Source organism: Rhodophyticola porphyridii (assembly GCF_003688285.1).
In the GTDB taxonomy this organism is placed as follows: Bacteria; Pseudomonadota; Alphaproteobacteria; order Rhodobacterales; family Rhodobacteraceae; genus Rhodophyticola; species Rhodophyticola porphyridii.
This window is the reverse complement of record NZ_RCNT01000009.1, coordinates 99268-112356: the sequence shown is the minus strand read 5'-3', so window position 1 is coordinate 112356 and position 13089 is coordinate 99268. Positions and strand designations below refer to the sequence as shown.

10 protein-coding genes are annotated in these 13089 nt (G+C 62.0%); 9 read left to right on the top strand and 1 reads right to left on the bottom strand.

Annotated features, from left to right (window positions below):
• Window positions 1–422: 422 nt before the first annotated feature.
• Window positions 423–1121: a helix-turn-helix domain-containing protein gene (locus D9R08_RS16430; protein WP_121899155.1), complete on the bottom strand. Its 699-nt coding sequence runs from the start codon at window positions 1119–1121 to the stop codon at window positions 423–425.
• 251 nt (window positions 1122–1372) lie between these two features.
• Between D9R08_RS16430 and D9R08_RS16425 the strand changes: the two genes are divergently transcribed.
• From D9R08_RS16425 to D9R08_RS16385, 9 genes are all read left to right on the top strand, one after another.
• Entirely contained in the window at window positions 1373–2782 is a 1410-nt protein-coding gene (locus tag D9R08_RS16425) for an MFS transporter (protein ID WP_121899154.1), read from the top strand.
• Between the two features lie 71 nt (window positions 2783–2853).
• The gene (locus D9R08_RS16420) at window positions 2854–4251 is read left to right on the top strand and encodes a NarK family nitrate/nitrite MFS transporter (RefSeq protein ID WP_121899153.1); all 1398 of its coding nucleotides are present in this window, start codon (window positions 2854–2856) and stop codon (window positions 4249–4251) included.
• 63 nt (window positions 4252–4314) lie between these two features.
• A complete protein-coding gene (locus D9R08_RS16415) occupies window positions 4315–8049 on the top strand; it encodes a nitrate reductase subunit alpha (RefSeq protein WP_121899152.1) in 3735 nt (1244 codons plus the stop codon).
• Window positions 8046–9566, top strand: a complete 1521-nt coding sequence (gene narH / locus D9R08_RS16410; RefSeq protein ID WP_121899151.1) for a nitrate reductase subunit beta — start codon at window positions 8046–8048, stop codon at window positions 9564–9566. Before D9R08_RS16415 ends, narH begins: the two co-directional genes overlap by 4 nt.
• Window positions 9566–10270 (top strand): nitrate reductase molybdenum cofactor assembly chaperone, encoded by a 705-nt coding sequence (gene narJ / locus D9R08_RS16405; RefSeq protein WP_121899150.1) that lies wholly within the window; start codon window positions 9566–9568, stop codon window positions 10268–10270. The genes narH and narJ overlap by 1 nt, the downstream gene beginning before the upstream one ends.
• Window positions 10271–10282: 12 nt before the next feature.
• Window positions 10283–11026 carry a respiratory nitrate reductase subunit gamma gene (narI, locus tag D9R08_RS16400; RefSeq protein ID WP_121899149.1) on the top strand — a complete coding sequence of 248 codons (744 nt, stop codon included), beginning with the start codon at window positions 10283–10285 and terminating at the stop codon, window positions 11024–11026.
• Window positions 11027–11031: 5 nt separating this feature from the next.
• Window positions 11032–11829, top strand: a complete 798-nt coding sequence (locus D9R08_RS16395) for a peptidylprolyl isomerase (RefSeq protein ID WP_121899148.1) — start codon at window positions 11032–11034, stop codon at window positions 11827–11829.
• Between the two features lie 3 nt (window positions 11830–11832).
• Window positions 11833–12393, top strand: coding sequence for a hemerythrin domain-containing protein (locus D9R08_RS16390; protein ID WP_121899147.1), 561 nt, complete (start codon window positions 11833–11835; stop codon window positions 12391–12393).
• Window positions 12393–13010, top strand: a complete 618-nt coding sequence (locus tag D9R08_RS16385; protein ID WP_121899146.1) for a carbonic anhydrase — start codon at window positions 12393–12395, stop codon at window positions 13008–13010. The genes D9R08_RS16390 and D9R08_RS16385 overlap by 1 nt, the downstream gene beginning before the upstream one ends.
• Window positions 13011–13089 lie beyond the last annotated feature (79 nt).

The following is a 13089-nucleotide window of genomic DNA, read 5'->3' as shown; positions in this document are numbered from 1 at the left end:
TTCCAGAAAAGCCCCCTTTTTCGACATGTGCCCTGGAAAGCGCTGCGAAGCCTGGATTTGGAGGGTCACAATACCCGCGGGGAAGCGCCGTAACCCCTCCGAATTGTTTCCACGCGCGCAACCGCACATAAGAAGCGGAGAGGCAATCCCCTGCAATCAAAAGATTTTTAGTCAAGTTTTCGAGTAATGCGCCTCAATCGTGCGAACACTGTCCCGGGAACGGAAACCCGTCGATCCAAGGCGAGCAAGGCGTTAACTTTTTTCCGGCCATCGCTCCGCGTCGTCTTCGTTCGTTTCCTGAAGCGCGACAATCATTTTAACGGCAGGTCACAGTCGAGATTCCCGAAACATCGTTTGCCGCATCGATTCGCGCCTTGACCGGTCAGACGGGCCTCGGGGCCCGACAGGACGCGATACCCGGGTTATATCGAGTAGTCATCGATAAGCGGGCTTGGCTTGGCCAACTGCTCCAGATCCGCCAGATCGGTGATGGTAACCCTCTGGCCATCTATCTCGACGCCATAGGGTCGCAAGGACTTAATGGCGCGAGACAGATTTTCCGATGTCATGCCCAGAAAAGACGCAAGACGGCGCTTTTCGAGGTTCAGATCGAACTGCATGGCGCGGTCATGTGTCGTGTGAATGCGCAGGATGTAATTCGCCAGCCGTTCGATGGAGCTGCGCAGCTTCAGATCCTTGGTGTTCTTCACGACCGAACGGTAGCATTGGGCCAGTTCGCTGACGACGGCGCGGGCAAAGCGGCTGTCGGTTTCGAACACGTCGCGCACATCCATGGACGGGATCAGCACCAGTCGGCTTTTCTCCATTGTACGCGCCGACATGAGGTAAGGCGCATCCTTGATCGTCGCGGCCAGTATGAAGGTGGAGATCGGGCGCACGGTTGCCATGGTCGTCTGTCGCCTGTTCCAGGCCGCGAACAACTCCACGCTGCCGGAAATCACCACATGCAGGAAATCTGCGGGATCGCCCTCGGTGATCAATTCGACCTGTGGCGGAAAGGTCTGGACATAGGCGCCGCGGATCAGCGCCTCGAAATTCTGGTCCTCCATCTCTTGGAACAGCGGCAGGGAGCGAATCTCCGGAACGTCGTTATCGCGCATCGGTCCCCCTAAGGTGCCACATGACAATTGCTTTCAGCAAACTTGATAAATGTCAAACAGATCCCGTGCAACTCTTTCGCCCGCAATTGATACGCGTATCCAGAGGGCATGAGGTATTTCTCTAGTCCATTTATTTTAAACAGAAAAATCCACTTTCTTGATCTGCATCAAGCCGCAACGCAGAAATCCGGCGCCCTGTTCTCCCCAGATACGGCGCTTGCCCAAATGCGCTGACGCTTGGAGGGACCGAGATGGAGCTACAGAACAAGGCCACGGCGTTGTGGTCGAATTTCCTCAACGTGAAGATGGTGCAGATCAGGACCTTCCACATGACGTGGTTCGCCTTCTTCTCGTGCTTCTTCGCCTGGTTCGGCATCGCTCCGCTGATGAGCGTCGTGCGCGACGAGTTGCAACTGACCCCGGAACAGATCGGATGGGCGATCATCGGGTCGGTCTCGATGACCATCTTCGCGCGACTCTTCATCGGCTGGCTCTGCGACCGGATCGGACCCCGCAAGTCCTACACGTGGCTTTTGCTGATCGGTTCGCTTCCGGTGATGGGCATCGGCCTTGCACAAAGCTTCGAGACCTTCCTGCTGTTCCGCGTGCTGATCGGCGGCATCGGAGCGGCCTTCGTGATCACTCAGTATCATACATCCGTCATGTTCGCGCCGAACGTGGTCGGCCAGGCAAATGCCACCTCGGCGGGCTGGGGCAATCTGGGTGGCGGCGTCACGCAGTTTGTCATGCCGCTTCTCTTCTCCGTCATGGTTATCGGGTTCGGGTTTTCCGAAGCGGTCGGCTGGCGGCTGTCGATGGTCGTGGTCGGCGTGATCATCTTTTTGACCGGCATCGCCTATTACTTCCTGACGCAGGACGCACCTGACGGCAATTTCGACGAGCTGCGCGCGCAGGGCCGGATGGAGGAGAAGAAGAAAGTCACCGGCAATTACATGCATGCACTGAAGGACCCCCGCGTCTGGGTTCTGTTCGTTATCTATGGCGCCTGTTTCGGCATCGAACTGACGGTGAACAACGTCGCCGCCCTCTACTTCATGGACTACTTCGATCTGAACCTCGTGACGGCGGGCTTCGTCGCGGCCTCCTTCGGCCTGATGAACCTGTTCGCCCGGACCCTAGGCGGCATTTTCGGCGACAACTTCGGGTCGCTCTGGGGCCTGAGAGGGCGCGCGTTCTGGCTGTTCATCTGCCTGTTCTTCGAAGGCTGCGCCCTGATGGTCTTCAGCCAGATGAGTGTGCTGTTCCTTGCGCTGCCCTCGCTGATCGTTTTTTCGTTCTTCACCCAGATGGCCGAGGGCGCGACCTATTCGGTGGTCCCGTTCATAAACAAGAAGGCGCTTGGCGCCGTGGCCGGCGTCGTGGGCGCGGGCGGCAATGCGGGCGCGGTTCTGGCAGGCTTCCTGTTCAAGAACGTCATCGACTGGTCGGAGGCCTTCTTCATCCTCGGCGTGATCGTCACCTGCGCGTCTTTCCTGGCTTTTCTGGTGCGCTTTTCGACCCGGCAGGAAGATGAGGAAAGGGCGGCCTTTGCAGCGGCCAATATCGAAACCCTGCGCAGACGGGCCGAGAAAGCCAACGCCGCGCTGGATGAGGGTCTGACCGCCCTTGCCAGACGCGAGGGCCGGACACCCGCCCAGTAACACACCTTCCAAGGGGTCGCGCCCGATGCGGCCTGCCCACCAACCCGACAACCGCCGAAAGGACCTTTCCAATGGCGAGCACCTCGACACCAACAGCCAATCGCGGCCCCGTGCTGACCGACTGGCGCCCGGAGGACCCCCAATTCTGGGAAACGACCGGCAAAGCCATCGCCACCCGCAATCTCTGGATCTCGATCCCGAACCTTCTTCTGGCCTTTTCGGTCTGGATGGTCTGGTCCGTCGTGGTCGCGAAGATGCCCGCCATCGGGTTCGATTTCTCGGTGGGGGAGAGGTTCTGGCTGGCCGCCCTGCCCGGCCTGTCCGGGGCCACGCTCAGGATCTTCTACAGCTTCATGGTGCCGATCTTCGGTGGCCGCAAATGGACGGCGATCTCCACCGCCTCGCTGCTCCTGCCCGCGCTTGGTATCGGTTTCGCGATCCAGAACCCGGACACCAGCTATGTCACCTTCCTGCTCCTCGCGCTGATGTGCGGCTTCGGCGGCGGCAACTTCGCCTCTTCCATGGCCAATATCGCCTATTTCTATCCAAAGAAAACCAAGGGCAACGCGCTGGCGCTGAATGCGGGGCTCGGGAATCTCGGCGTTTCGGTCATGCAGTTCGTGGTTCCGCTGGTCATCACCATGGGCGTGTTCGGCGCCATCGGCGGAGAACCGCAGCAACTCAGCGACGGCGGGCAACTATTCCTTCAGAACGCGGGCTTCATATGGGTTCCGTTCCTGGCCGTCAGCGCCATCGCCGCCTGGTTCGGCATGAACGATATCGCCGATGCCAAGGCCTCGCTCGGCGATCAGCTTTCGATCCTCAAGCGGTACCATAACTGGGTGATGTGCATCCTTTACACGGGCACGTTCGGGTCGTTCATCGGCTACGCGGCGGGCTTCCCGCTGCTGATGCGGACCCAGTTCCCCGAGGTCGACGCCCTGCAATTCGCCTTCCTCGGCCCGCTTGTCGGCGCGCTCAGCCGCGCGGCCACAGGCTGGGTGTCGGACAAGTTCGGCGGCGGACGGGTGACGTTCTGGGTGTTCCTCGGCATGATCGTCGCGGTCTTCGGCGTGCTGCAGTTCCTGCCCTCCGAAGCGTCGCCCACCGGAAATTTCTGGGGCTTCTTCGCCTGCTTCATGGCGCTGTTCTTCCTGACCGGGGTCGGCAATGCGTCGACCTTCCAGATGATCCCCTCGATCATGAAACAGGAAATCCCGCGTGTTGAACCGCAACTCGATGCCACCGCGTCGCAGCGGATGATCGAGCGCGAGAGTGCCGCAATCATCGCCTTCACCTCGGCCATCGCCGCCTATGGCGCCTTCTTCATCCCCAAGCTCTACGGCACGTCGATCTCGATCACCGGGGCACCGAACGGCGCGCTCTGGGCGTTCCTCGGCTTCTACGCGATCTGCGCGGTGATCTGCTGGATCTACTACAGCCGCAAGAACGCACCGGTTCCCTGCTGAACCAATGAAACATCCGCTGCGCCGTTTCAGGCGGCGCGGCCCCCGCTTCTAGGAGACAGCCAAATGAGCCACCTGCTGGACAGATTGAACTTCCTGCAATCCAAGGAACTGGAGCAGTTTTCGGGCGGCCATGGACAGGTCACCCGCGAAAACCGCGATTGGGAGGAGACCTACCGGAACCGCTGGCGGCACGACAAAGTCGTCCGGTCGACCCATGGGGTGAACTGCACAGGGTCATGTTCGTGGAAGATTTACGTCAAGTCCGGGATCGTCACCTGGGAGACGCAGCAAACCGATTATCCACGCACCCGGCCTGATCTGCCCAATCACGAGCCGCGGGGTTGCGCGCGCGGCGCAAGCTACAGCTGGTATCTCTACTCCGCCAACCGGGTGAAGAACCCGCTGGTGCGCGGTCGGCTGATGAAGGTCTGGCGCAAGATGCGGGAGACGTTGAGCCCGATCGAGGCGTGGAGCAAACTGCAGGCCGATCCGATCCTGCGCGCCTCCTATGTGGAGACCCGCGGCAAGGGCGGGTTCGTCCGCGCAAGCTGGGACGAGGCGACCGAGATCACGGCAGCGGCCAACGCCTACACCGCCAAGACCTACGGGCCCGACCGGGTGTTCGGCTTTTCCCCGATCCCGGCGATGTCGATGATCTCCTACGCCGCGGGCTCACGTTACCTCTCGCTTCTGGGGGGTGTCTGCATGTCGTTCTACGACTGGTACTGCGACCTTCCGCCGGCTTCGCCGATGACCTGGGGCGAGCAGACCGACGTGCCGGAATCGGCCGACTGGTACAATGCGGGCTACCTGCTGATCTGGGGCTCGAACGTACCGCAGACCCGGACGCCCGATGCTCATTTCTATACCGAGGCGCGCTATCGCGGCACCAAATCTGCGGTTATCTGCCCGGATTACTCCGAAGCCGCCAAGTTCGGCGATGTCTGGCTGAACGTGAAACAGGGCACCGATGCGGCCCTCGCCATGGCCTTCGGTCATGTGATTCTGCGCGAGTTCCATCTGGACCGTCAGGCCGAGTACTTCGAGGAATATACCCGGAAATACAGCGATTTCCCGATGCTGGTGAAGCTGGAGCGCAAAGACGGCCGCCTGATCCCGGGCCGCTTCCTGCGCGCCGACGATCTGGATGGCAAGCTGGGCGAAGAGAACAACCCGGAATGGAAAACCGTCGCGCTGGACACGGTCTCCGGCAGGATGGTCGCGCCCAACGGCTCCATCGGCTACCGGTGGGGTGAAGACGGCGAATGGAACCTTGAGGAGCGCGCCGGCGCGGCAGAAACCGAGCTGAAGATATCTCTGATCCTGGATGAGGATCATGACGATGTCGTGGGCGTCGATTTCCCCTACTTCGGGGGCGAGGCCACGCCGGAGTTTGCCACCGACGCAGACCATCCAGATGTGCTGACCCGCAACATCCCGATCCGCAAGGTGCAGACGGCCGACGGCGAGATCCTCGTGGCCACCGTATTCGACCTCTTTTGTGCCAATTACGGGCTTGACCGTGGGCTTGGCGGGGACTGGGTCGCCGCAGATTACGCCGACGAGGTTCCGGGCACCCCGGCCTGGGCGGCGAAAATCACCGGTGTCCCTGCTGACAAGATCATCCATGTGGCCCGCGAGTTCGCCCTGAACGCCGAAAAGACGAGGGGCAAATCCATGGTCATCATCGGCGCGGCAATGAACCACTGGTATCACATGGACATGAACTATCGCGGCGTCATCAACATGCTGGTGATGTGCGGCTGCGTGGGCCAGTCGGGCGGAGGGTGGGCCCATTACGTGGGTCAGGAGAAACTGCGCCCGCAAACCGGCTGGCTCCCCCTGGCCTTCGCGCTGGACTGGGGGCGCCCGCCCCGGCACATGAACTCCACCTCCGCATGGTATGCGCACACTGATCAGTGGCGCTACGAGCAGTTGACGGCAAACGAGATCATCTCGCCCACGGCGCCGGATGGCGACTGGGACGTCACGATGATCGACTACAATATCCGCGCCGAGCGGATGGGCTGGCTGCCATCTGCCCCGCAACTCAAGACCAATCCGCTGGAGGTCGCGAAGGCGGCGAAGGAAGCCGGCAAGGAGATTCCGGCCTATGTCAGCGAGCAGCTGAAATCCGGCGCGCTTGAAATGTCGTGCGAAGATCCGGACGCGCCCGAGAACTGGCCGCGCAACCTGTTTGTCTGGCGCTCGAACCTTCTGGGCTCCTCCGGCAAGGGCCACGAGTATTTTCTCAAGCACCTGCTTGGCACCGATCACGGCGTTCTGGGCAAGGATCTGGGCGAGGAAGGCAAGCAACTGCCGCGGGAAGCCAAATGGCACGAGGAGGCACCGCGCGGAAAGCTCGACCTTTTGGTGACGATCGATTTCCGAATGTCCACCACCGCGGTCTATTCCGATATCGTCCTGCCCACGGCCAGTTGGTACGAGAAGAACGACCTCAACACCTCGGACATGCACCCGTTCATCCATCCGCTGCAAGCAGCGGTGGACCCGGCCTATGAAAGCAAATCGGACTGGGAGATCTTCAAGGCGATCGCCAGGAAGTTTCAGGAGGTGGCACCCGAGGTTCTGGGCCGCGAGACAGATATCGTCGCGGTGCCGATCCTGCATGACACGCCGGGTGAGATCGCTCAGGACCAGGTGAAGGACTGGAAGGCGGGCGAATGCGACCTGATCCCCGGCAAGACCGCCCCGAACTTCGTGGCGGTGGAGCGGGACTATCCGGCGCTCTACGACCGTTTCGTCGCCCTTGGACCGCTGATGGACAAGATCGGTAACGGCGGCAAGGGCATCAGCTGGAACACCGAGACCGAGGTTCAGCACCTGCGCGAGCTCAACGGCGAATGGCAGGACGGCCCGGCGAAGGGCTGCGCGAAAATCCTCACCGATATCGACGCCAGCGAGGTCGTTCTGATGCTGGCGCCCGAAACCAATGGCGAGGTTGCGGTGAAAGCCTGGGAGGCGCTGTCGAAAGCCACGGGCCGCGAGCACGCGCATCTGGCGCTGCCCAAGGAAGATGAGAAAATCCGCTTCCGCGATATCGCGGCGCAACCGCGCAAGATCATCTCCTCACCCACATGGTCCGGTCTTGAGAGCGAAAAGGTCTGCTACAACGCCGGTTACACCAACGTGCACGAGCTGATCCCGTGGCGCACGCTGACAGGGCGCCAGCAGCTTTATCAGGATCACCTCTGGATGCGGGCCTTCGGCGAGGGCTTCATGTCCTACCGACCGCCGGTGGATCTGAAAACGATCACCGATGAGGTGAACACCGATACCGGCGAACCGCATCTGGTGCTGAACTTCATCACTCCGCACCAGAAATGGGGTATCCATTCCACCTACTCCGACAACCTGCTGATGCTCACGCTCAACCGGGGCGGTCCGGTGGTCTGGATCAGCGAGGCCGACGCCAAAAGCGTGGGCATCGCGGATAACGACTGGGTCGAGGCCTACAACGTCAACGGCGCGCTGACCGCGCGCGCGGTCGTGTCTCAGCGCATTAAAAACGGTACGATCTTCATGTATCACGCCCAGGAGAAGATCGTGAATACGCCCGGCTCCGAGAAGACCGGAAACCGCGGCGGGATTCATAACTCGGTCACCCGCGCGACGCTGAAACCAACCCATATGATCGGCGCTTACGCGCAGCAATCCTACGGCTTCAACTACTACGGCACCGTCGGATCGAACCGCGATGAATTCGTGATTGTGAGGAAAATGCGGAAGGTCGACTGGCTCGACGCTCCCGCCACCAGAACGGAGGCAGAAGCATGAGGATCCGCGCGCAAATCGGCATGGTCCTGAACCTGGACAAATGCATCGGGTGTCACACCTGTTCGGTCACCTGCAAGAACGTCTGGACCAGCCGCGAGGGCGTTGAATACGCCTGGTTCAACAATGTCGAAACCAAGCCGGGCACCGGATATCCCACCGACTGGGAAAATCAGGCCCGCTGGAACGGCGGCTGGGAACGATCGAAATCGGGCAAGCTGCATCCCAAACAGGGCAGCAAATGGCGGATCCTGTCGAACATCTTCGGCAATCCCGACCTGCCCGAGATCGACGATTACTACGAGCCGTTCGATTTCGACTATGACCACCTGAAATCCGCACCCGAGATGAAGGCGTTTCCGACCGCGCGGCCGTTTTCGAAGATCACCGGCGAGCGGATCGAAAAGATCGAAAAGGGCCCCAACTGGGAGGAGATCCTTGGGGGCGAGTTCGCCAAACGGTCTCAGGATTACAATTTCGAGGGCATCCAGAAGGAGATCTACGGCGAGTACGAAAACACCTTCATGATGTATCTGCCGCGGTTGTGCGAACACTGCCTGAACCCGACCTGCGCGGCCTCCTGCCCGTCCGGGGCGATCTACAAGCGCGAGGAAGACGGCATCGTTCTGATCGATCAGGAGAAATGCCGAGGCTGGCGGATGTGCGTCTCCGGCTGTCCCTACAAGAAGGTGTATTACAACTGGGAAAGCGGCAAATCCGAGAAATGCACGCTCTGCTATCCGCGGATCGAAAGCGGCAACCCCACGGTCTGTTCGGAAACCTGCGTGGGGCGTATCCGCTATCTGGGCGTGATGCTCTACGACGCCGACAAGATCGAGGAAGCGGCGAATATGGAGGACACGCAGGATCTCTATGACGCGCAGCTTGGCGTCTTCCTCGACCCCAAGGATCCGGTAGTGATTGAAACGGCCCGCGCCGACGGTATTCCCGAGGACTGGATCAAGGCGGCGCAGGAAAGCCCGATCTGGAAGATGGCGATGGAGTGGAAAGTCGCCTTCCCACTGCATCCGGAATACCGCACACTTCCGATGGTCTGGTACATCCCGCCGCTCAGCCCGATCCAGAATGCCGCCGAGGCCGGAAAGATCGGCACCGATGGCGACATGCCGGATGTTCAGTCGCTCCGCATTCCGGTGCGGTATCTCGCCAACATGCTGACCGCCGGGGATGAAGCGCCCGTGGTCACCGCGCTTGAGCGGATGCTGGCGATGCGAGCCTATATGCGGGCCAAGACCGTGGACGGCGTGATCGACGAAGGTGTGGCCGCCCGTGTCGGCCTCTCCGGCCGGGTGATCGAAGACATGTATAAAATCATGGCTTTGGCAGACTACGAAGATCGTTTCGTGATCCCCACCACACACCGCGAACAGGTCGAAGAGGCTTATGACCTGCGGGGCGGCTGCGGCTTCACCGACACCAATGGCTGCTCTCCGGGCATCAGCAAGGGCTCGCTGTTCGGCGGCAAGAAGAAACCCCTGAAAATACCGGAGGCGATGTAATGGACCGGACGCTGAAATCTCTTTCGCTGATCCTCAGCTACCCCACCCGGGCGCTGCAGGAGGCCATGCCCGAGATCGGGGGCGTGCTCGCCTCCGACGCCCGGCTGACCGCGGCCACCCGCAGAGCCCTTCGCCCGCTGGTGGAGGAGATCGCGCAAAGCGACATCTACGATCTGGAGGAACGGTTCGTTATGCTGTTCGACCGCTCGCGCACCCTCTCGCTCAACCTCTTCGAGCATGTCCATGGTGAAAGCCGGGACCGGGGGGGCGCAATGGTCAGCCTGATGGAAACCTACCGCGACGCGGGTTTCGAACCGGTCACCTCCGAATTGCCCGATCACCTTCCGGTTTTGCTGGAATTCCTGGCCACCCAACCCTTCGTGGAGGCTCAGGATACCTTGGCGGACGCGGCGCATATCTTTCAGGCCCTGGCTAAACGGCTGGACCGCCGGGAAAGCCCATATGCCGCCGTGTTCGCCGCTCTTTTACAGCTTTCCGGCCGAACCGCCGATATCGAGGCCGTGCGCGACCTTCTGAACGAGCCCGAGACGGATCCGAACGATCTGGAGGCGCTCGATGCCGTCTGGGAGGAAAGCGAGGTCGTTTTCGGCCCCGACCCCAACGCCGGCTGCCCGCACGTGCGCGAAATGCTCTCGCGCATCGATACGCCCGTCACCCCCGCACCGCATCACGCGGCCGAATAGGGAGGAAGACCCATGTTTGCCAATCTCGATATCGACTTCATCATCTTCGGGATCATGCCCTACGCGGCGTTGACCATCCTTGTGGTAGGTTCCATCGCTAGGTATGAACGCGATCCCTTCACCTGGAAAAGCTCCTCCAGCCAGCTCTTGCGCCGCAAACAGCTGATATGGGGGTCGATCCTGTTCCATGTCGGCATCATCACCGTGTTCCTGGGGCACCTGATCGGATTGTTCACGCCGGTCTGGGTGCTGGACGCGGTGGGCATTCCCTACTGGTTCAAGCAGTGGATGGCGGTTGTCATCGGCGGCCCGGCCGGGATTGCCGCGCTGATCGGCTCGACGATCCTTCTGCACCGGCGGCTTGTGGACCCCCGCATCCGTGCCACGTCCAGCCTTGCCGATATCGGCATCATGGTGCTGATCTGGCTGCAACTGGCGATCGGACTGCTGACCATCACGCAGACGCTACAACATATGGACGGCTCCGAAATGGTCCGCTTCATGACCTGGTCCCAGAGCATCTTGACCTGGAACATCAACGCCTGGTCCACGATGATCGATGTTCACTGGCTTTACCGGGCGCATATCTTCCTGGGTCTCCTGATTACGGCGCTGTTCCCGTTCACACGGCTGGTGCACATGATCTCGGGCTTCGCCGCGCCGTTCCGGTTCCTGCTCCGCCCTGGCTATCAGATCGTGCGATCGCGACGGCGGGCTCCCCTGCCCAAGCGGTCCGGATCGACCCCGGCGGAGTAGGCGACATGGCAACAGCGCTCTTCCCCGATCTGGTCGTCAACGGCGAGGTGGTCCCCCAGATCCGCATCGCCGCCGAGGCCCAGAACCACGAGGCGCCGAAAGGCAAACCCGGCGTCGCATGGCGCAAGGCCGCCCAGGCCCTCGCGATCCGCACCCTGATGCTGCAGGAGGCTGCGCGGCGGGGGCTGGTCGCGGACCCTGCCGAGATCGGGCCGGGCCGCTTCGAAACCGAGGAGGAGGCCCTGATCCGGGGCCTTCTCGACGCGGCCATCACCGTCGCCCCGCCCGAGGAGGCCGCCATCGACGCGGAGTGGCGCAAGGACCCGTCGCGGTTCCGGACCCCGCCCCTTTGGGAGGTATCCCACATCCTTGTGGCCTGCGACCCCCGCGACGGGGCGGCGCGCGAGAGCGCGCGAAGCCGCGCCACCGGCCTGACATCTCTGGCGCTGGAAGCACCGGACAGCTTTGCCAAGCTCGCCCGTCACAACTCCGACTGCGGATCGAGATCGAATGGTGGCGCGCTCGGCCAGCTTGGCCCCGGCGACACGGTCCCCGAGTTCGAGGCGACCCTGCGCCGTCTTGCCGAGGCCGAGATCACGCCCGAGCCGGTTCTGACCCGCCACGGATATCATATCATCCGAATGGATGCGCTTGGCCCGCGCCGGGTGCTGCCCTATTCGGCGGTCAGGCAGAAAATCTCCGACGCGATGGAAAAAGCCGCATGGACCGAAGCGGCACGGGGCTTTGTCACCAAACTTGTCGAGTCCGCCCGGATCACCGGCACCGATATGCGTCCGGTCTGACCCATGCCGCCCGGTCCGTCTCCATCCCCGTCCGAACCGCCCCGCACATTCCGGCGGCTTGGAAACCCGCTGGATTTTCTGGAACAGGATCACCGGCAGGCGAGGGAGATCTGCGATCTGATCGACGGGCTGGTCCGGATCGGGGCCGTGGACGGCCCGGCCGCGCAGAGGATCATCGCCTTTCTGACCCACATCTTCCCGCCGCATCTGGTCGACAGCGATGATGATCTGCACCCGCTCATGCGCCGCCGCTGCCCGCAGGAGGACGGGATCGCCCGGGTTCTTGACGGGCTGGAGGCCGATCATGGCGCGCTGCGGCAGATGATCCCGGGCGTCATCGACATCCTTGGCACCGCCGGGGCGCGGACACGGCCCGCCCCCCTGTCGAGATCCGGGCGCGAGACCCTGAGCGCGTTCAGCAGACAGGCACGGCGCGTTCTCATCGTGGAAACCGGGATCGTTCTGCCCATTGCCCGCGCGCGTCTTGGCGGGGGCGACCTTGGCTCGCTCCGCCTGCGGATGCTGCAACGGCGCGGGCTGGACCGGGTGATGGATACGCCGTGATGCTCGCCGATCTCATGGCCCGAAACAGGCGCTGGTCGGATGACCGAAACGCCCGCGAGCCCGGCTATTTCCGCCGTCTGGCCAGCCAGCAGAGGCCCGAGTTCTTCTGGATCGGCTGTTCCGACAGCCGGGTTCCGGCCAATGTCGTCGCAGGGCTCGATCCGGGGGAGGTGTTCGTGCACCGCAACGTGGCCAATGTAGTCCATTCCACCGATATGAACCTGCTGAGCGCGCTGGAATTCGCCGTCGATGCCCTGCATATCCGCGAGATCATCCTCTGTGGCCATTACGGCTGCGGTGGGGTGCGGGCCGCGACCGAGGATCTGCCCCATGGTCTGGCCGATCACTGGCTGGAGCCGATCCGGCGGCTGGCGCGGGCCTACACCATCGACCTGTCGCAGATCGGAACAATCGAAGGCCGCCGCGACAAGCTGGCGGAATTGAACGTCATCGAAGGCGTTCGGCGGGTCGCAGAGACGCCGATCCTGCAACGGGCCTGGCAGCGAGGCGACGACATTTCGATCCACGGGCTGGTTTACGGGCTGAAAGACGGGCTTTTGCGGGATCTCGACTGCACGATCACGAAAGACCATGCCAGATTCGGGGGTGTGACATGACCGGCCCATGGCCCCCGCATCACCGAACGCATCCGAAACACTTTTGCTATCCACCGGGATCAGGAACCGAGGCTTGAAC

What these genes read in the sequence shown, in the direction of transcription:
- narH (WP_121899151.1), top strand. Translation starts at nt 8,046, where the DNA reads ATGAGGATCCGCGCGCAAATCGGCATGGTCCTGAACCTGGACAAATGC.
- D9R08_RS16430 (WP_121899155.1), bottom strand. Translation starts at nt 1,121, where the DNA reads ATGCGCGATAACGACGTTCCGGAGATTCGCTCCCTGCCGCTGTTCCAA.
- D9R08_RS16425 (WP_121899154.1), top strand. Translation starts at nt 1,373, where the DNA reads ATGGAGCTACAGAACAAGGCCACGGCGTTGTGGTCGAATTTCCTCAAC.
- narJ (WP_121899150.1), top strand. Translation starts at nt 9,566, where the DNA reads ATGGACCGGACGCTGAAATCTCTTTCGCTGATCCTCAGCTACCCCACC.
- D9R08_RS16390 (WP_121899147.1), top strand. Translation starts at nt 11,833, where the DNA reads ATGCCGCCCGGTCCGTCTCCATCCCCGTCCGAACCGCCCCGCACATTC.
- narI (WP_121899149.1), top strand. Translation starts at nt 10,283, where the DNA reads ATGTTTGCCAATCTCGATATCGACTTCATCATCTTCGGGATCATGCCC.
- D9R08_RS16420 (WP_121899153.1), top strand. Translation starts at nt 2,854, where the DNA reads ATGGCGAGCACCTCGACACCAACAGCCAATCGCGGCCCCGTGCTGACC.
- D9R08_RS16415 (WP_121899152.1), top strand. Translation starts at nt 4,315, where the DNA reads ATGAGCCACCTGCTGGACAGATTGAACTTCCTGCAATCCAAGGAACTG.
- D9R08_RS16385 (WP_121899146.1), top strand. Translation starts at nt 12,393, where the DNA reads ATGCTCGCCGATCTCATGGCCCGAAACAGGCGCTGGTCGGATGACCGA.
- D9R08_RS16395 (WP_121899148.1), top strand. Translation starts at nt 11,032, where the DNA reads ATGGCAACAGCGCTCTTCCCCGATCTGGTCGTCAACGGCGAGGTGGTC.